The sequence below is a fragment of the Streptomyces jeddahensis genome, assembly GCF_001642995.1.
Classification (GTDB): Bacteria; Actinomycetota; Actinomycetes; order Streptomycetales; family Streptomycetaceae; genus Streptomyces; species Streptomyces jeddahensis.
Genome location: NZ_LOHS01000067.1, coordinates 1 through 17,066 on the forward strand (window position 1 = coordinate 1; position 17,066 = coordinate 17,066).

General features: G+C 67.4%; 20 protein-coding genes. 12 read left to right on the forward strand and 8 right to left on the reverse strand.

Annotation, left to right across the window (positions count from 1 at the left end; all coding sequences use genetic code 11):
* Nucleotides 1-151: 151 nt before the first annotated feature.
* Entirely contained in the window at nucleotides 152-544 is a 393-nt protein-coding gene (locus STSP_RS11380) for a hypothetical protein (RefSeq protein WP_067275618.1), read from the forward strand.
* Between the two features lie 45 nt (nucleotides 545-589).
* Here the strand turns inward: STSP_RS11380 and STSP_RS39600 are convergent, their stop codons facing one another.
* Nucleotides 590-763 (reverse strand): Rmf/CrpP fold protein, encoded by a 174-nt coding sequence (locus STSP_RS39600; protein WP_198547315.1) that lies wholly within the window; start codon nucleotides 761-763, stop codon nucleotides 590-592.
* Nucleotides 764-966: 203 nt separating this feature from the next.
* Here STSP_RS39600 and STSP_RS11385 point away from each other — a divergent pair, with 203 nt between their 5' ends.
* The 7 genes from STSP_RS11385 (at nucleotide 967) to STSP_RS11410 (ending at nucleotide 6,041) form a co-directional block, all read left to right on the forward strand.
* Nucleotides 967-1,359, forward strand: coding sequence for a hypothetical protein (locus STSP_RS11385; RefSeq protein WP_232789596.1), 393 nt, complete (start codon nucleotides 967-969; stop codon nucleotides 1,357-1,359).
* Between the two features lie 313 nt (nucleotides 1,360-1,672).
* A complete protein-coding gene (locus STSP_RS40775) occupies nucleotides 1,673-2,116 on the forward strand; it encodes a transposase family protein (protein ID WP_269801040.1) in 444 nt (147 codons plus the stop codon).
* Nucleotides 2,113-2,328 (forward strand): transposase family protein, encoded by a 216-nt coding sequence (locus STSP_RS40780; protein ID WP_269801041.1) that lies wholly within the window; start codon nucleotides 2,113-2,115, stop codon nucleotides 2,326-2,328. Before STSP_RS40775 ends, STSP_RS40780 begins: the two co-directional genes overlap by 4 nt.
* A gap of 323 nt (nucleotides 2,329-2,651) precedes the next feature.
* Nucleotides 2,652-3,185, forward strand: coding sequence for a hypothetical protein (locus tag STSP_RS11395; RefSeq protein ID WP_232789597.1), 534 nt, complete (start codon nucleotides 2,652-2,654; stop codon nucleotides 3,183-3,185).
* A gap of 485 nt (nucleotides 3,186-3,670) precedes the next feature.
* Nucleotides 3,671-3,901, forward strand: a complete 231-nt coding sequence (locus STSP_RS11400) for a DUF6207 family protein (protein WP_067275625.1) — start codon at nucleotides 3,671-3,673, stop codon at nucleotides 3,899-3,901.
* An 85-nt stretch (nucleotides 3,902-3,986) separates the two neighbouring features.
* On the forward strand, nucleotides 3,987-4,214 hold the full coding sequence (locus tag STSP_RS39605; RefSeq protein ID WP_067275627.1) for a hypothetical protein: 228 nt from the start codon (nucleotides 3,987-3,989) through the stop codon (nucleotides 4,212-4,214).
* Nucleotides 4,215-4,577: 363 nt separating this feature from the next.
* Entirely contained in the window at nucleotides 4,578-6,041 is a 1,464-nt protein-coding gene (locus tag STSP_RS11410) for an MFS transporter (RefSeq protein ID WP_067275630.1), read from the forward strand.
* A 526-nt stretch (nucleotides 6,042-6,567) separates the two neighbouring features.
* On the opposite strand, the gene STSP_RS11420 is transcribed toward STSP_RS11410, so the two are convergent.
* From STSP_RS11420 to STSP_RS11430, 3 genes are all read right to left on the reverse strand, one after another.
* Complete coding sequence (locus STSP_RS11420) at nucleotides 6,568-7,185, reverse strand: hypothetical protein (protein WP_078067093.1); 618 nt, start codon at nucleotides 7,183-7,185, stop codon at nucleotides 6,568-6,570.
* A 262-nt stretch (nucleotides 7,186-7,447) separates the two neighbouring features.
* Nucleotides 7,448-7,816: a DUF6093 family protein gene (locus STSP_RS11425; RefSeq protein WP_067275635.1), complete on the reverse strand. Its 369-nt coding sequence runs from the start codon at nucleotides 7,814-7,816 to the stop codon at nucleotides 7,448-7,450.
* Nucleotides 7,817-7,819: 3 nt separating this feature from the next.
* A complete protein-coding gene (locus STSP_RS11430) occupies nucleotides 7,820-8,260 on the reverse strand; it encodes a DUF6093 family protein (protein WP_067275638.1) in 441 nt (146 codons plus the stop codon).
* Nucleotides 8,261-9,135: 875 nt separating this feature from the next.
* Between STSP_RS11430 and STSP_RS39105 the strand changes: the two genes are divergently transcribed.
* On the forward strand, nucleotides 9,136-9,894 hold the full coding sequence (locus STSP_RS39105; protein WP_157902820.1) for a hypothetical protein: 759 nt from the start codon (nucleotides 9,136-9,138) through the stop codon (nucleotides 9,892-9,894).
* A gap of 711 nt (nucleotides 9,895-10,605) precedes the next feature.
* Here the strand turns inward: STSP_RS39105 and STSP_RS11435 are convergent.
* Nucleotides 10,606-11,124: a cupin domain-containing protein gene (locus STSP_RS11435; protein ID WP_067275723.1), complete on the reverse strand. Its 519-nt coding sequence runs from the start codon at nucleotides 11,122-11,124 to the stop codon at nucleotides 10,606-10,608.
* Between the two features lie 376 nt (nucleotides 11,125-11,500).
* Nucleotides 11,501-12,436 carry a P1 family peptidase gene (locus STSP_RS11440; protein WP_198547316.1) on the reverse strand — a complete coding sequence of 312 codons (936 nt, stop codon included), beginning with the start codon at nucleotides 12,434-12,436 and terminating at the stop codon, nucleotides 11,501-11,503.
* Nucleotides 12,437-12,912: 476 nt separating this feature from the next.
* Here STSP_RS11440 and STSP_RS39110 point away from each other — a divergent pair, with 476 nt between their 5' ends.
* Entirely contained in the window at nucleotides 12,913-13,599 is a 687-nt protein-coding gene (locus STSP_RS39110) for a phosphotransferase family protein (RefSeq protein WP_232789598.1), read from the forward strand.
* Between the two features lie 124 nt (nucleotides 13,600-13,723).
* Here STSP_RS39110 and STSP_RS40785 read toward each other — a convergent pair whose 3' ends face one another.
* Entirely contained in the window at nucleotides 13,724-13,930 is a 207-nt protein-coding gene (locus STSP_RS40785) for a DUF6207 family protein (protein WP_269801042.1), read from the reverse strand.
* Between the two features lie 5 nt (nucleotides 13,931-13,935).
* Here STSP_RS40785 and STSP_RS11450 point away from each other — a divergent pair, with 5 nt between their 5' ends.
* Entirely contained in the window at nucleotides 13,936-14,727 is a 792-nt protein-coding gene (locus STSP_RS11450) for an alpha/beta fold hydrolase (RefSeq protein WP_067275646.1), read from the forward strand.
* Nucleotides 14,728-15,052: 325 nt separating this feature from the next.
* On the opposite strand, the gene STSP_RS11455 is transcribed toward STSP_RS11450, so the two are convergent.
* Complete coding sequence (locus STSP_RS11455; RefSeq protein WP_067275648.1) at nucleotides 15,053-15,904, reverse strand: oxidoreductase; 852 nt, start codon at nucleotides 15,902-15,904, stop codon at nucleotides 15,053-15,055.
* A 204-nt stretch (nucleotides 15,905-16,108) separates the two neighbouring features.
* On the opposite strand from STSP_RS11455, the gene STSP_RS11460 reads away from it, so the two are divergent.
* Nucleotides 16,109-16,981, forward strand: a complete 873-nt coding sequence (locus STSP_RS11460; protein WP_067275651.1) for a helix-turn-helix transcriptional regulator — start codon at nucleotides 16,109-16,111, stop codon at nucleotides 16,979-16,981.
* The last annotated feature ends 85 nt before the right edge of the window (nucleotides 16,982-17,066 follow it).

The following is a 17,066-nucleotide window of genomic DNA, read 5'->3' on the forward strand; positions in this document are numbered from 1 at the left end:
CTGCTGCGTCATCACCTACCGACGCGTCCAGGCATTGTGTTAGCTCCTCTAAGTGCGGCCCTCACCAGCGGAATTCAGATCTGTGCAAGGTCTCTTCCAGGCTCATTGAGCAGCGTAGGTCCGTCGCACCGATCGATCTGAAGGGAACGCTATGCGCCGCATCGCCTCGGCCGGATCTGCCCTGGCCATCACTGCAACGGCACTCGTCGGACTGGGGGCCGCTGCTCCAACTGCCAGCGCGGCTGACGCCTGCTATGGCGGGGCGGGTTCCTACGACGTCCAGGGCTACTATGCGCCTGAGGGACGCGACTGGTACTTCAAGACGTCGACGAATTGCCGCGACATCAACGTCAAGGTTGACACGTCCCAGTCGATCCAGGTGTGCTTCTACAAGCGGACGGACTACACCCTGATCAACTGCAACGGCTACAAGTGGGTCGAGGCAGGACAGTGGAAGGTGCTCGCCTTCAACGTTCAGGATAACCAGATCTACAAGCTGAACTTCCCCATTGGGTACCGTCACACCGGTGTGGTGGCTGACTGAGTCACCACACCAGTGCGCTAGGCGACCTCGGATAGCCGAGGCCGCCTAGCGCGGCATCTCCGGTCGGGCGGCGACGGGTCGGGCCTCGGCGTAGCCGCGAATCCACGCGGTACGCAGGAGCGAGGTGCGCGGGTAGGGGCAGGCGGTCGGCGGCTCACCGTTGCGACCTGCCTCGCGGCCGGCGGTGGTGGCCCGGGTGATGTCCTCGCGCGTGCCCATGGCGCCCCCTTACCTCTTGTTCTGCTGGTCGGATTCATTGAGCACTGTGGCATCGTGAAGTTGCAGGTCATGGGTCTGGTGTGAGTCGTCTTCGGTCTACTCGCGCTGGTTGCAGGCGGCAGTCTGGGGCGTAGATCGTCTGGCAGGTGCGGGTTTACGGTTTCTCACCCGCGGTCTCGGATTGCGCTCGTACGCTCCGGCGCATGGTGGACCCCGAGGTGCAGGAGCGGATCACCGCGCGACGCGCGGAGCTGGACGAACTCGAAGAGCAGCTGGTCAAGCAGCTGTCCGAGGTGCGGGCCGAGCGGGACGAGCTCGCTGTGGCCGTGCGGGTGTGGCAGCGGATGAGCGAGCAGCTCGCCGACGAGCGGGCGCAGGCCGGGTCGCCGGTGGTGCAGGTGGCGGGTCGTGCGGTGCGGCTGGTCCCGGACCGGGCGCCGGGGGTGGACGAGTCCGTACTGCCGGCGGACTACCAGCGCATTCTGGCCGCGGTGCGGCAGGCTGGCGGGCCCGTCGCCACCCGGCAGATCGGTGAGGTGCTGGGGTCGTGGACATGGGGGTGCGGGGCAAGCTGGAACCGCTGCGGGCGAAGTTGACCAAGCTGGCCGATCGCGGCTGGCTGCACAAGCGGCCCGACGGGAAGTTCACCGTGCGCCCGTAGCCGTCGGACTCGACAGGACTGCAGCGTAACCAGCGGGCCCTCGGCGGCAGTTGAGCTTGGCGTGAAGAAGAACAACGAAACCGTCGAGGGCCCTGCCGGCCTTGTCTACACCGCCCGCCTGCCGCTGTCGAGCGCCGCCTTGAACTACCTCGCCGACCTGATACGCGGCCACTGCAAGAAGATCCGCTCGCCGTGGCGGGCACTGCCCGCCGGGAAGATCGCCGGCATCGTGCTGGCGGTGCTGCGCTGTGACCAGCGGCCCGGCGACCTGGCCGGCGGCAACAACATCCACCGAGACCACCGTGGGCCGCTGGGTGCGGGAAGTCGTCGGCCTGCTGGCCGCCTGCGCCCCCAGGCTGGATCGCGCGCTGAAGAAGATCGCCCGAACGGGCGGCGGCGTCGTACTGCTGGACGGCTCCTTGATACGCACCCGGCGCCGCACCGGCACGGCGAACCGGAAGAATTACTCCGGCAAGAGCAAATGCCACGGACTACTCGTGATCGCACTCACCGACGACCGCGGCCGACTGCTCTGGGTCTCCGCCGCCCGACCCGGACGCACCTCGGAGATCACCGCCTGCCGGCACGACAAACTCAGAGCCCACTTGCGGGCGGTCGGCCTCGGCGCGATCGCCGACCTGGGGTTTGTCGGCCTCGACGACACCGACGATCCGGAGCAGACCCGGCGGTGATCACCGGTTACAAGGCCGCCCGGAACCGCCCGCTCACCCGCGGCCAGAAACTGTCCAACACGGCGCTGGCCGCGGTCCGGGCGCCGGTCGAGCACGGCTTCGCGCACCTGAAGAACTGGCGCGTGCTGGGCAAGGTACGCACCGACCCGAAGTGGGCGACCACGCTGGTCAGGGCCCTGCTGGTCTTGACGAACCGCGAAGTCTCCCGCTGACCGATGATCTACACCGAAGTCATGCGCCCGTGACCAGCCCGAGCACACCGGAAGCCGCGCACACCAGATCCGTGAGCTGCAACTTCACGATGCACACCCCTCTCTCCTCCGGAAGCGCGTCCTGCTCACCGCCCTTACCCGATGCCCTAGTGAATCGGGCCTGTCGGTGTCGGTGGGCTGCCGTATGGTCCGGCCCCATGACGACGACGCTAATGACATACGCAGGACCAGGCGAGCCCGATGCACTGGTCACGCGCACAGGGGGAACACCACTGGCCCCTGCAGGGACGACATGGCCAAGTTGCGCGACGTGCAACGGGCCGATGCAGTTCCTGGCACAGATCATCCTGGATGGCCAGGGCCGCCCGATCGACCAACGCCGCACACAGGCCGGCCTCGTCATGGCGATATTCATGTGCCAGAACGATCCCGGCATGTGCGACGAGTGGAGCCCGACATCCGGCGGTAACAAGGCCCTGCTGTTCCCCTCTGACGGGCTGCAGCCGATGCCCGCACCCGAGCCGGACGAAGACGAGGGCGTTCTCCACCTCGGGGCCGTCAACGCCGTGACCCTGGTGTCCTTGCCTTCCGCCGACTACGGCAGCGCACGCGAGGAGTGGGGCAGCCGCAGCGGAAACGACCTGGGGAATGTCCTGGGACAGCTCGGCGGACAGCCCGATTGGCTTCAGGACGACGAGACACCGACATGCCCAACCTGTACCCAGCCGATGGACCTGGTGGCGCAGTTCGAGGAGGGACCGGACCACGCTACGGCCATGAACTTCGGCGGCTGCGGCACGGCGTTCGCCTTCGCCTGTGGGCCCTGCACCCGGGCTGCCTTCCTGTGGCAGTGCTGATCGGCGGCAGAGGAGCCGCGCCGACGAACTCATCCGCTGGCAGAAGCGCCTCCCTCACGAACCTCGTGATCAGCGGCGACGCTCACGGAATGTGTGCCTGCTCCCAGGTTCCGCCAACAAAACCATTTCGCCGTGGGTCCTGGGCGAGTTGCCCTGATCAGGGGCCTCCCGGTGGGCTATGGCCGGGGCTGGGTGAACAAGCCTGGTGCGGTCTCGGTAAGTGTGCCGCGGACGACGAGACGCTTGAGTTTGGATCGCATGCCCTCGATGTTCTTCGGCTGGAAGCCGAGGTCCAGTGCCTCGCACAGGCCGGCGGGGCACGCACCACCGGCGGCTGAACCGCCCCACAGCGCCCCGGCCGGCTCACTCAGCGGCCGGGCGCTGCTCGCCCTTGGGCGTCACCTGCTGCTGACTGTGCCGTCCCGATCAGGTGAAGCCTCGGCCGAGCCCGAACCGTCCGCCGGCTGGGCGGCATCCTCGCAGGCATGACCGCCAACCACTGCCACCCGCATCAGCCCGGACTCGTCAGCCTCACCATTGAGGGCGCCGATGAGAAGACTGTCCTGGACTTCGCGTACGCCCCGGCGCTCTGCCACAACGTCAGCGGCCCCGGGGAACCCCGACCGGTCCCCGGCCGCCCCGGCGTCAACGTCCAGGTGTACGGCCACCTTGAGCCCGCCGCAGAACTCGACGGTGCCAGTGTCGGCACCGGCTGACCCACCTGCCCCACCCGTGCGCACGGACGGCTGACCTGCTGTCCGGGGTGGCGCCCGTTGTCAGTGCCCCTGCGACGGTGGATGCATGGCCACCACCGTGGAAGCCGCACCAGACGACCTGGTCGCGGCGCTGCGACTTCCGGTGTGGAACACGCTGTCCGAGCGCGCCGACGCGATCCGCCGAGCCCTGCCGCCGCGCCCCGAGACGCCCCAAGGCCGCTTCGAGTGGCTGCGGTCCCTCAGCCCCGAGCAGGCCCGCCGCGCGGCCTCCTGGACCGCCTGGACGCCCTCTGCGGGCACATCGCAGGCCTGAGGGCTTCAACCCGCAGCTCACCAAGCTCATCGCCCACTACCGGGCAGCGCGCGACCGTAGCCTTAGTCGCGGTGGTCCCTACCGTGCGCGCGCATGACCCGGTACTCGCGCCGTCTCTCAGCTGGTTCTTTAACCTCCGCGCTGGCCACCCACGCGAACCTCGGGCACAGACAAAAGCTGTGGCCTAGGTTGTCGGCTGCTCGGTACGGTCGCGGCCATGGCGATCGTGGAGGCTCCGGGATGGATGGTTCGCCGTGCGGGCAAGGGCGACCCGGCTGGGCTCGTGCGGCTTGCGCGACGGACAGCGTCCGTTGCTGATGAACCGGCGCTGACCAAGCGACTCCACGGGTGAGGAGAGCATCCGTGTCCAGCGTCCCCGCGGCCCGCAAGAGCGGACGAGCCTGGCCCCTGCTGCTCGTCCTGTGCGGCACCATCTTCCTCGAGGGCAGCGACGTCGCCATGCTGGCCGTTGCCGTCCCCACCATTCGCGCCGACCTCGGCCTGACCACGAGCACTGCGGCGTGGGTGATGAGTGGCTACGTGCTCGGCTACGCCGGTTTCACCCTGCTCGGCGGCCGCGCCGCCGATCTGCTGGGCAGGCGGCGGATGTTCCTCACCTGGCTGGGCGTCTTCCTGGTCTTCTCCATGCTGGGCGGCTTCGCGATCGACGGCTGGATGCTGGTCGTGGCCCGGTTCATCACCGGCGTGGCGGCGGCCTTCATGACCCCCGCCGCCATGTCGATCATCACCACCTCGTATCCGGAGGGGCCGCAGCGCGACAAGGCCCTGCTGGTCTTCGCCGGCGTCGGCGCCGGCGGCTTCTCGCTGGGCCTCGTCATCGGCGGGCTGCTGACCGAACTCGGCTGGCGCTGGGTGTTCTTCGCCCCGGCGTTCTTGGCCGGCGCCATCCTGCTCGCGGCGCTCAGGCTGCTGCCGGCCGAGGCCCGCCCCGAGCCCGCACAGCACGGCTACGACCTGGCCGGCGCGGCCAGCGCCGCCGCCGCGATGCTGCTGCTCGCCTACGGCATCGTCCGCCTCGAGCACCGCGGCGAAGGGCTCGGGCTGACCCTCGGCGCGCTCGCCGCCGGGCTGGCGCTGGTGGCGGCGTTCATCGTGATCGAACGACGCGCCAAAGCGCCGCTCGTCCGGCTGGGGATCTTCCGCAAGGCCGCGATGGTGCGGGCCGACCTCGCCGCGCTGCTCTTTCTGGGCCGGTTCTTCGGCTTCCAGTTCATCGTCACGCTCTACCTGCAGGAGCTGCGCGGCTGGTCCTCCCTGCAGGCCGCGATCGCGCTGATCGCCATGGGCTGCGACGCCGTGCTGGCGCCCACCCTCACCCCGCGCCTGGTGAACCGCTACGGCAACAGCCGGGTGATCTTCGGCGGCTTCCTGCTGGCGATCGCGGCCTACGGGCTCTTCCTGCCGGTCGAGATGGACTGGTCATACGCGGCGATGTTCCCGAGCCTGATCATCGCGGGCACCGCCTTCGCCCTCGCCTATGGTCCGCTCACCATCGCGGCGACCGACAGCGTGGCCAAGGAGGAGCAGGGCCTGGCCGGGGGACTGCTGTACACGTTCACCCAGTTCGGCTCGGCGGTCGGGATCTCCGCGGTGATCGCGGTGTACGGGATCGCCTCAGCCGACGCCGACGGCTCACCAGGCGCGGTGCTGGACGCCTACCGCACCGCGCTCGTCGTCCCGGTTGTCATGGTGCTGCTGGGGGCGGCGGTCTCCGCCTTCGGCCTGCGCAGCGCCAGGCCCGTCGGCCAGCGGAAAGGCGCGGCGCCCGCCGCCCGCGACGAGGCCAGCGACGGCGTTCCGGGGTGAGGCCGACTGCGCCCGCCACGGCAGAGTCGTCGTGGGGAGCCGGGCGGCGAAGCGTTTCGAGCCACGAGACGACAGCCCTCTGATAGCCACACCCAGCTCCCCTGGGCGCCCTCACCTTACGAGTGGGAGGACCAACCCGATCAAGAACGTAGAGCCCTCTGAACGCGGCCTAGACTCCAGCCGAGTTCAGCACCGTCCTCAACGCCCTGCTGGACGCAGTCGAACCATTACTCAACGAGGTCATCGAGCACCTCGCCGCCAGCGCCCAGTGGAAGGGCCACAACCGCGACGCCGAACCCGAGTCCCCGCCCTGGCTGCGCGGCGCCGCCAGCAGAATCGCCTCCGCGCTGGCCATTGGTGCCGACGCGGACCTGAAGATCCTCGGCGCGCACTACGACCCGTGCCCGGGCCTCGACGCGCTCACCAAGCAGGAACGAGGAAACGCCGGCAGTGGCACCACCCCGCCGGAACCGACGCTCTCGGAGTCACCCGGTGGCACGGCCCCGGCAGAACGTCGGCAGGGGCCTCAGGATGTGGGCTCGTCCAGGTGCGGCTCCAGCCGCACCTCGGTCACGCTCACGCCCTCCGGAGCGCCGAACGCCTCAACCATCACGCCGTTGTCGATGTCGGTGACCTCCAGAGCCAAATGCTCGGCCCCCACGCGCAGATCGAGCCTTGCCACGGGCTCGCCCGAGAAGTCCGGCATGCGGTGGATCCGCGCCGCCGGGTAGTTCAGGCTCGTCAGCTTGTCCCGTATCTCCCCATACGTGGCCGTGTCCGTCCCCGACAACGCCCTGCTGATGCGCAGTTGGTGCCTCTGGGCGGCACACTCCTCTGTCGCGGTCAGCGGCACCGGGCCGACCAGGACAGGCAGGGTGGAGTCGGGGGTCGGCTCCGCTGCCGTGGTGTCGGCCACGGAGGCCGATGCCACGTCATCGACGCCGCTGGAGACATCCGGGGCACAGCTCTGCGAGATGAGGTCCGCCATCTCGAGGAACCGCGCCTCCGCGTCGTCGTCGCTCGCCGCGACGGTGCTGACCATGGAGGCCTGATTGGCGGTGGCCTTCTGCGCGCCGAAGCCGGCCAGGACGACGCCGCCGAGCGCGGCCGCCAGCAAGAACTTCGGGAGGAAAATCGATCGCATGTCCGTACCATGCAGGCTCCTGACCACCGCCCACATGAGTACCCGTACTCAACCCACCAGAGCATCAGCTCACCAGCGACCCTCAGTCCACCAGATTCGCCGCCGTCAGCAGCCGCGTCAGGTCCGTCCGCGAACGGACGTTGCAACTTCTGCTCGTCAGAGGGGCTTCCACCATCCTTCAGGACACGAACAGCGAGGCCGCACCGAGATCGACACCGGCAGCCTCGACGGCTACTGCGCTTCGCAGCCGTCCCGGGCCCACTCATGAACCGCCGTCTGAAAGGTTCAGATGGCGGCGGACGCGGTGGTGATGCGCTCGGTCAGCCGCCGTCTCGGTGACGACCTCCACCAGGTCGCCGAGCAGCGCGACAGGCGCCGTCACAGGCGTGACGAGCCGGTACCAGGCCGACCCTTCCGACAGCCAGTCGACTCCGAGGACCTGCTGCAGCACGATCTGCCCGTGCGTGGACAGCACCGCCCCCGGCCCCTCATATACGACGCTGGTCGGGGTCTGGCCCGGCTCTCCCGTCACCGGATCCAGCACGGGCTGCCCCGCGGTGCGGGAGATCCGCACCGTGTCGGTCAACTGCGCCTCAAGATCAATCTTGGCCTGCGTGAGATCCACCGACACGGTTCACTCCCCCGTGGACTGGGTCAGCTCGTCCAGCCATGTCGTGCGCACCACCGCGAGGGAGTTCGCATCCGAGATGTCCAGAACCCGCCACGTTCGGTTGAGCAGCCCAGGGTCCTGCGTGGCGACGGTGACGCGCACCTTGTCCTCCCGCGATGCCAGCGGCACGTCCAGCGGAGTTAGCAGCCGGTACCGGTTGCGGGTGTCGTCGGCGTACGCCTGCCCTTCCAAGGAAAGCACCAGGCCTGGCCCGCCAGCGGAGAAGATCGCCCCAGAGCCCTCATAGACGATCGTCTCCGGGCCCTGCACGTACTCACCGGAGCCCGGGTCCAGGATCAGCGGTCCGGGACGGAAGATCTGGACAGTGTCCACAAGGATGCGGGTCTCGACGATCGGAGCGACAGCGGCAAGCGTAAGCCCCTCGGCGGGCGTCGGAGTGCTCATACGTTCGAGCCTAGGCCGGTGTGCGGACAACTCCTCTGACAGCAGGCAAGGTTGTCCTGTGACACCGAGCCTTGAGCCCGTGCCATCGAAGTTTGATGGTGGCGTCAGCCGCGCACAGGGGTAGGCCATGTTTGGATGAACCCGCCGCGTGCGGTGCTGGATGCAAATAGGTGGGCCCAGCTGAGCACTTCTGGCAGTTTGTCGACGGAGAGCAGTTCGACACTCACGACGCGTCCCTGAAGGCCTCCGGCACGAGGTGCAGTTCGTACGGCGCGGCCTTCACTATCTGCGGCTCGGTGCTGTAGCTGAACTCGCTCGTTGCCACGGGGGTGCCCTTGCCTCCCGCGCGGTCGCCCGGCCAAACCAGCGACGGTCGGGCAAAGGGTAGCCCGGCGAGTTTCACTCAGCGTCGGAGGCGCAACTTGCGCCAGGGTGCGTCGGCAACCAGCCATGCCGCCACAAACGGTCGACACACGCAACCACCTGTGCCACAACTTCGTTCATAACTCACTGAGTTGACGCACAGTGTGATGGAGGGACACATGTCCACGCACCCGCCCCAGACGCCCGGGAACCCTGCTGGCCAGCAGGGCGGCGCCCCTCAACCCAACGCCGGTTCCCCGAATCAGCCACCTCCCAATGGACAGCATGGTCAAGGAGGCTCCGGTGGCCCTGCTCTCGGCCAGCAACCAGGCAACCCGCACGTGTGGGTGACGCCCCCCACCGACCTCGCCCGGGAAGCAAATGAGATCTCACGGAGAACCGCTGACGACCAACGCCAAATCGGAAAAAGGGGACTCCGGATCTCCCAAATTGCCGCAATTTTCACCGGAGCGGCGGTGGTAGTTACAGCCGTTCAAGCCGTTCCAGCCATCATGAGCGAGTTGCGAGAACGAGGGGAAGACGCAAAAGAAGAAGAGATCGAAAAAGGGTCTCCGGTCACCATTTCTTCGGGGTCGTCCTACTATGGCCCCGGCTGGTTTGCCACTGATTCCGATCAAGGCGAGAGACATGAAGGCGACCCATTCGACATGCAATCCCAAAACGCCGATCAGCCGTCGTGGGGGTGGCTTTGGACGCATTGGACGGCGCTGAATTCCACCGGCACCGCAGTCAACGTACTCGGCAAGCACAAGCACACGGTCCTCGTCCAAGGCGTCGAGATCTCCCATCTGAAGTGTTCAGAGCCTGCGACCAGGTCCGTCATCCGCACCCCTCCGATCGGGGACGGCGGCAGCCTTGAGATGCCCGCTCGCTGGGCCTTTAACGTGGAAGCGGCCCACCCGGTCCCGCACGCCCTCACCGACGACAACCTGGTCGGCGACCCCAAGCCCATGGATCTTGCGCTTGAGCAAGGAGACCAGCGCGAGGTGGAGATCCGATTCTTCTCCACGAAGAAATCATGCACCTTCGAGGCCCATTTGGTCATTTCTTCTAACGGGAAGAAATATCGGGAAAGGTTGCCTGCCCCATGGGGCAGCAATACATTTCGGGTAACGGCACCCGCGGCAGGGTACTCTTACGCGACCACCTATGTGGCGACGACAGACATCAACTCGCTTATCGCACGCGTACCTTCCCAAGACATAACTTGGGACAAGTACAACCGCCCTGAGTATGTCGGACCGCTATGACACGGCAGAATTCACGATCTCTGAGTGCTTGGGCGCGCGTTTCTGACGGTCGGCCACGACGATCTCACCGACCCAGGTGCTATGCCTGACCAGGAAGTTATTCGCTCTCGTCCCCGGATGGCGCACTAGCGCCTAATGCACCACCCAACCGTCTACCTCAAACCACCTGGGCACCGCCCCGTCATGCGCAATTAGGAATGGCAGGGACGTCGCGGACGGGGCATCAGGTAGCCCGCGGATCGGCGGGGCTGCGCAGAGAGCACGGAGAGCGGCCGCGTACCGGGCCTCGGCACGTTTCCGAGCCTGTGTGCTCCGGACGGGCCGCTCAAACTTCCACGGCACGCACTCAAGGTTCGGTGTCACAGGACAAAGGTGTTGCCGCTACGGCCGCACCCAGCCGTAGTGCCAGTCTGCGCCTTCGTGTGGGGGCGCGCCCCACATGCGGAGGACGTACCGGGCCCGTCGAGTGCCTGCTCCCCTGGCGGCCGGCCGTGGTCGCCGACCGTCACGATGATCTCGCCGCCGATCCCGCGGCCCACCCTCGATGCCAAGTGTGATCGTCTGCACGCGGAGATCAACGGTGAGGCACGGATATGGTTCACGGCAGCGCCTCCGGCATATCGAGACACTGTTGGCGAACTTGTACAGGCCGGGCTCGCCCTGGTGGTGGCCATCGCGGCGGGGGAGCGGTAGTCCTGCAACGGCCCCGGACTACTCCGCCCCGGGCTCGAAGTCTTCCAGGAAGTAGCTGTCGTGCCGGATGCGAAACTGCTTAAGTTCCTCGCCACCGCGCTGCGCCATCTCCGCGACCCGCTCGAAGTATTCCTCGCGTGGGGCGCCTGGGGAGAAGAGCATGAGCATGGACATGGGCTCGTCGGTCACGTTTTTGAAGGCGTGCAGGCCGCCGACCGGTACGTACAGGAAGTCACCCACGCGGCCCGTGACCCACTTCTCGCCGTTGTAGAGCTCCAGTTCGCCGGAGAGGATGTAGAAGGACTCCGACATCGCCTTGTGAAAGTGGGTCTTGGCTCCAGCGGACCGTGCTCCCAACTCGACTTTGTACAGGCCGAATTCGCCGCCGGTCGACTCGTTGGTGGCCAGGTAGTGGGTAGAGGCGCCGGGTGAGGAGATGTCCGGCGGGGTGTCGGCCGGGCGGAAGGCCGCGTTCACTTCGCCCTTGTTGCCGTGGTAGCGGGGCTCCGGGTACTCGAGGTATTCCGGGTACGACATGATGCGCTCCTCTTGGCAGGTCTCCACCAGCATGGTGGCTCCCGCCTCCAGAAGGTGGCATCGGGCTTGCGGATGATCTTGGGTTGGCCTGGGCTGAGGGCTGGGGACCTAGTACTGCAGTGCTAGGTGGTGTTGACGCTCATTGAATTTCCCCACCGCCTGCTCAGTGGCTCCCCGGACCTGCTCACCTTCCTTCCCCACCTACTGCGGCCCTGACCGCCGATGGAGCGTTGCTCGTCCGGATCCTCCTGAGTACGTGGCTTCGAACGCAGAGTTCTGTGACGCCCCTGGTGATCCCACACAACGATGGCCCCCGGTTACCACGTCCGGGGCACCGAGTGGCGGTTGAATGGAGCCGTCCGGTCGAATCCAGACCTCAGCTGGCAGCTGACTGGTCGTAGGAGCAGAGCACCGCGTCCCAGGCCACCTCGGAAGCGATCACCCCGAGCGACACCGCATTCAGCTCTTCATTGGCCACTTCGTTCGTCGTTACGAGATAGAGGATGTCGCCGTCGGCTTCAGTGTGGAACGGCTGGATTGCACGTGCCATGGATGTATGGATCTGTCGTGCAAGCTGACCGAGGTGGCGGGCCTTCTGATTGATGACCACGACTGTCAGTGTGGTGTTGCCTTCAGGAGGTTCCGGAGCGGGCACACGCTTGTGGCCGTCGAGGATCTCTCCATAGTGGTGGCGCTGGCCCGAGTTGGGGTCAAGGTGACCACGGACGACGCGGCCGGAGCGATCCACGATGGCTCCGAGAGCGTTGACAACGCTGAACACCCCGATCTTCGTCGGCCCTATCTGCCGGAAAGCCGCGCCTTGCCCCGCGGTCTCGTGTTGCAGGCCGGCAAACCAGGCCCCGCCGCCGCACCCGGTATTCCGGCCTGCACCGTGCGCCCCCAAGGGGAATCGCCCAGGTTGTGCGGCCCGCAGTGCCACTTGCCCCAGAGCCTTGTCGGGGTAGACGCGATTGTCCCTGCCGTGGAAGTCGTAGCAAACGGCGCCGGCGACCTTCGCCATCACCGGCGACATCCCCCGTCTGGCGAGCAGCTCCGCGCTCACACCCGTCGCCGCCTCCAGGCCGTACAACGACCCTCCGGCAAAGCAGATCGCATCGATGACGTCTTCTTGATGCGGCAGATAGTCCATATAGATCGTTGCATGCAGACCGCCTCGGACGTCGGCCACACCGGTCGCCCGCTCCGGGAAGTAGAACACCGTGCATCCGGTCGGGCCTTCCGCGTACTCGGCGACGCCGACGTGAAGCCCAGGGAAGTCAAACGCGAGAGAAGCTCCTTGTGCCACAGTCACCGGGACGGGAGCACAAGGTTCATCGCTGGTCGTGGGGTACGGCATCGGACACCTCCAGGGCATCGCTGAGTCGCACAGCGGTTCCGTCTCACCAAATTCGAACAAAAGCGCGAGAAGTGTAACAGTGCGCGCTCGCCCTCGGGGCGTCCGGAGGCGCACCGACTGCGGGCCCAGTCCGCTCCCTGGGGTTGACCGAGGGCATCGCGGGAACTGCTCGGGAACCCGTTCGTCGAGCGAGCAACCAAGTGGAGAGGATGAGCAGGGTTGGGGATTTATTTTCAGAGATCCCCATCACTGTCGCGCAGGGCCGCTCCGGGCCGTCACACGGCAGGCACGGAAATGCGTTCGCCGTGCGGGGCCGTTCCGGGGTGGGATACCGGATGGCGATCGTAGGAACGGAGAACCGCCATGCGCGTCGAACTCACGGAGGACCAGGCTCGGGCACTGCTGCCCGAGGCGTACCGCGACGCCTCGGAATGGGAGGAGCTACGAGGCGGCCAGGTGTCCCAGGCATTCGGCCTCCGGATCTGCAGCGATCGATACGTTCTGCGCGTCAACCGCTTCTCGCCGTACACCATGGATGCCGTCGCTGCACGACGCTTCACGGGTACGGCCGTGCCGGTCCCACAGATGATCGCCTCCGGACACACCCAGGACCTGTACTGGGCGCTCTCCCAGCGCGCCGAGGGAATTCGGTGCGACAGCATGAGCCCGGACGCCCAGCAGAAGCTCGTCCGGACCTGGTCAGGGTGCTCTCGGCGCTGCACTCCGCCGACACCAGCGGCAGTGAGGGGTACGGAGTGTGTGTTGCCCCTGGCAAGGGGGCGTGCGGGTCGCTACGGGAGGCTCTGCTGCACGGGGCCGGGCACGACTGGGAGCGCGTGGCCCGAATGGCCACTTCGCAGGAACGGCAACTCCTGGACGCGAACATGGCGGCCGTCGAGCCGCTGCTCGATCTCTGCCCCGACATCCGCATGCAGTTCCACGGCGACTTCGGCCTCGGCAACACGCTGGCGTCCAACGGTGTGGTCACCGCCGTGGTCGACTGGACGCACCAGGGGTACGGCGACCCGCTGTGGGATGTCGCGTGCTTGGATCTGTGGTGGCCCACCTCGGATTCCCGGCCGCATATCTGTGCGCGCAACGCGATGCGCAGTGGCTGATACGGGCCGAGGAGAGGATCCGCTGTCATCAGCTGCTCCTGGCGCGCAACGCGCTCGGCATCTTCATCCAAGCGGGACAGCCCGATATGGTCCGGTTCACCATGGGCAAACTCGAAGCCATGCTCTAGATCTCCGAATCAGGCAACTTGAAGCACACACTCGCTGCCCGGATCTGATGTCCGGGCGGGTCGCGGTAGCAGCGGAGCCGGACACCAGGCTCACCAGGCTGCCGGGTGGTGCGCTGGGCGGTCGCGGGCGCCCACCGCGCGGAAAGCGCGGCCTGGAACGTGAAAAAAGAAGGTGCGCTCTGCCCCGTGGCCGTGACATGAATGGATCATGCCGTTTCTGCGCATCGACGACCTCGACCTCTACTACGAGGAGACCGGCCCCTGGGACGGGCCGCCGCTGGTCCTCATGCACGGCGGTTCCGGTTCCCTGGACGACGCCGAGGCCGGCTGGGCCGCCCTCATCCCGGACTTCGCGAAGCGGTACCGGGTCCTGGCGCTGGAACACCGCGGCCACGGCCGGACCCGGAACCCGGCCGGGCGCCTCGGCTACGACCTCCTCGCCGCGGATCTCCGGGCCTTCATCACCGGGCTCGATCTCGGCTCCGTACACTTCGCGGGCGTCAGCGACGGCGGCATCACCGCCCTGCACCTGGCCCTCGACAACCCCGAGCTGCTGCGCAGCATGGTGTGCGTCGGCACCAACTTCCGCGTCGACGAGGCGATTCGAGCATTCCTGCGCAACGCCGAGCCCGAGGCGATCGAGCGGCAGTTCCCCGAGTGGGCGTCCAGCCTGGCCGATCGGCACGACTCGCACAACGAGCCCGGATACTGGCGGGAGCTGATGCGACAGATCGTCGCCATGGCCTCGACCACCCCAGCCTTCACCGAGGACGACCTGGCCCGCATCGCCGTCCCCGCCCTGTTCGTGGCGGGCGAGGCGGATCCCTTCGCCAACACCGATCAGATGATCGCGTTCAAGCGTCATGTGCCGAGCGCCGAGTGGTTGATCATCAACAACGCCTGGCACACGGTCCAGCACACCCATGCGGACGTGGTGAGGCCGCGCATCCTGGACTTCTTGGCACGGCATGACAACCCCGGTGCCACACATTCAGGGTGAGCACGCCGGGAGTTGCAACCGCGTAACGCACGCGCTCAACCTGCGCCGGTAGGTCCCCGGTACGACTGCGTACCCAAGCCGGACGGATGTCGCCAGGCCGATCCCGCTATCCAAGGATCACGCGCTGTTGTGTGGGGTCGCCACTCGTCGCAGGGCTCTGGGTTCGAAAACACGCACTAACCTTGAGTTTTAACCTCCGCCCGGTTACCAGGAGGCGCTGGGTGGCGTGAACGGCTACGAGCAGGTCCGGCTGTGGTGGGCGGGCCAGTTTGGTGATGACGGCCGCCGTCGAGGCCCCGCGCTGGGGGCCCGACAGCGAGTGACGTTAGGCGGACCGGCTGACGTCGTCGAAGTCGGTGGAGGCCGACAGCTCGGCCCATGCCAGCATCTCGCGCTCGAAGGCGTCGCGTCCGGCCTGGACGAGCCGAAGCGCGTCGGTGCCGAGCAGCAGGCGAGTCGGCGGCTGGTCGGCCGCCACGATTCGCAGCACCGCGGCCGCGGCCTTGTCCGGGTCGCCCGGCTGGTGCCCGCTGCCGTGGATGCGCCGGGCGCGCAGCGGCTCGAACAGCTCGTCGTAGTCGGCGATCACACGGGGTGCGCGGATCATCGAGCGGCCGCCCCAGTCGGTCCGGAAACTGCCCGGCTCGACGGCGGTGACATGGATGCCGAAATCGGCGACCTCCTTGCCGAGCGTTTCGAGGATGCCCTCCACCGCGAACTTGCTGCCGTGGTAGAAGCTGAGGCCCGGCATGGTGATCAGCCCGCCCATCGAGGTGACGGCGATGATGTGGCCCGAACGGCGCTCCCGCATGTGCGGCAGCACGGCCTTGATCACCGCCACGGTTCCGTAGACGTTCACCTCGAACTGACGGCGAAGGTCATCCATCGACGACTCTTCGAAGAGGCCATCATGGCCGTACCCGGCGTTGGCGACGAGTACGTCGAGCGGGCCCAGGTCGCGCTCGGTCTCGTCCACGACCGTGTCCACCGCGTCATGGTCGGTCACGTCCAGGATGCGGGCGTGCGCGTCGCCGGCGAGCGCCTCAAAGGCCCGTGCGTCGGCGGGCGTGCGCACCGTGCCCACCACCCGGTGGCCCGCGGTCAACGCCGCGCACGCGAGTGCGCGGCCCAGGCCGGTGCTGACGCCGGTGATCAGGAATGTCTTGGTGTCCGACACAGGAGTTCCCTTCGTGCGATGCGAACAGAGGCCGACCGGGGCGGTGAGGCCCCGGTCGGTCTCGACACGTTCCACTTCAGCACCGGAATCGGCTGCTGATCGACTTCCGGGGGGTCCGCTTCGTCCCGAGGGCAGCCGGACCGGGGGACTGCCAGTCCCCCTTTCGCGGGCTGTCGGGGCGAAGTTGGCCCTATCGTGAACGGCATGGACCGCAACACAGCGCTCGGTGAGTTCCTCCGCTCTCGGCGGGCACGGATCACCCCGCGCCAAGCGGGCCTGTCCGACGACGGCGGCTCTCGGCGAGTGCCAGGACTGCGCCGCGAAGAGGTCGCGCAACTGGCGGGCGTGAGCGTCGACTACTACGTACGCCTGGAACGCGGACGCCGACTGAACGTCTCCGAGACCGTGCTGGACGCCATCTCCCGCGCGCTACGCCTTGATCCCGTCGAACGCACCCATCTGTTCCAGCTCGCCAAGCCCGCCGCAGGCAGGCCCCGCCGCACGGCGACGCGTCCGCAGCCGGTCCGCCCGGGGCTGCGCGACCTGCTCCGGATCCTCGAGCACACCCCCGCCCTTGTGCTGGGGCGGCGACTGGACGTACTTGCGTCCAACCGGATGGCACGTGCGCTGCTCACCGACTTCGACGCGCTGCCGCACCGCGAGCGGAACCTGGTGCGGTTCATGTTCTGCGACGAGACCGCCCGCTCGCTGTATACCCACTGGGACACCCACGCCCAGGACATTGTCGCCTCGCTCCGGCGCGACGCCGGACGCCATCCCCACGATCCACTGCTGGCCGAACTCGTCGGCGAACTCTCGATCGCGGATGAGGACTTCCGCCGCTGGTGGGCCGACCAGAACGTGTATCGGCACACGCATGGCAGCAAACACTTCCACCACCCGATCGTCGGCCCGCTCACCCTCAATTACGAGTCCCTCACCCTGCCCGCCGACCCGGACCAGCGGCTGAGTGTCTACACCGCCGAGGCAGGCTCCAGCTCCGAAGAGGCGCTTCGGCTACTGGCCGCGTGGATACGGCAGCCCGAGACCTCGCACGGGCAGCACGCAGATCATTAGACGCCCGCCGGACCGCGAGGAACGGTCGGCCATAGTGGCTGCGTCACATGAGCCGGGATGGGCGTTATGGAACACCGGCAGACCT

Coding starts and splice junctions, on each gene's coding strand:
- STSP_RS11380 (WP_067275618.1), top strand. CDS start 152: ATGCGCCGCATCGCCTCGGCCGGATCTGCCCTGGCCATCACTGCAACG.
- STSP_RS39600 (WP_198547315.1), bottom strand. CDS start 763: ATGGGCACGCGCGAGGACATCACCCGGGCCACCACCGCCGGCCGCGAG.
- STSP_RS11385 (WP_232789596.1), top strand. CDS start 967: ATGGTGGACCCCGAGGTGCAGGAGCGGATCACCGCGCGACGCGCGGAG.
- STSP_RS11395 (WP_232789597.1), top strand. CDS start 2,652: ATGCAGTTCCTGGCACAGATCATCCTGGATGGCCAGGGCCGCCCGATC.
- STSP_RS11400 (WP_067275625.1), top strand. CDS start 3,671: ATGACCGCCAACCACTGCCACCCGCATCAGCCCGGACTCGTCAGCCTC.
- STSP_RS39605 (WP_067275627.1), top strand. CDS start 3,987: ATGGCCACCACCGTGGAAGCCGCACCAGACGACCTGGTCGCGGCGCTG.
- STSP_RS11420 (WP_078067093.1), bottom strand. CDS start 7,185: ATGCGATCGATTTTCCTCCCGAAGTTCTTGCTGGCGGCCGCGCTCGGC.
- STSP_RS11430 (WP_067275638.1), bottom strand. CDS start 8,260: ATGAGCACTCCGACGCCCGCCGAGGGGCTTACGCTTGCCGCTGTCGCT.
- STSP_RS39105 (WP_157902820.1), top strand. CDS start 9,136: ATGAGCGAGTTGCGAGAACGAGGGGAAGACGCAAAAGAAGAAGAGATC.
- STSP_RS11435 (WP_067275723.1), bottom strand. CDS start 11,124: ATGTCGTACCCGGAATACCTCGAGTACCCGGAGCCCCGCTACCACGGC.
- STSP_RS39110 (WP_232789598.1), top strand. CDS start 12,913: ATGGGAGGAGCTACGAGGCGGCCAGGTGTCCCAGGCATTCGGCCTCCG.
- STSP_RS11450 (WP_067275646.1), top strand. CDS start 13,936: ATGCCGTTTCTGCGCATCGACGACCTCGACCTCTACTACGAGGAGACC.
- STSP_RS11460 (WP_067275651.1), top strand. CDS start 16,109: ATGGACCGCAACACAGCGCTCGGTGAGTTCCTCCGCTCTCGGCGGGCA.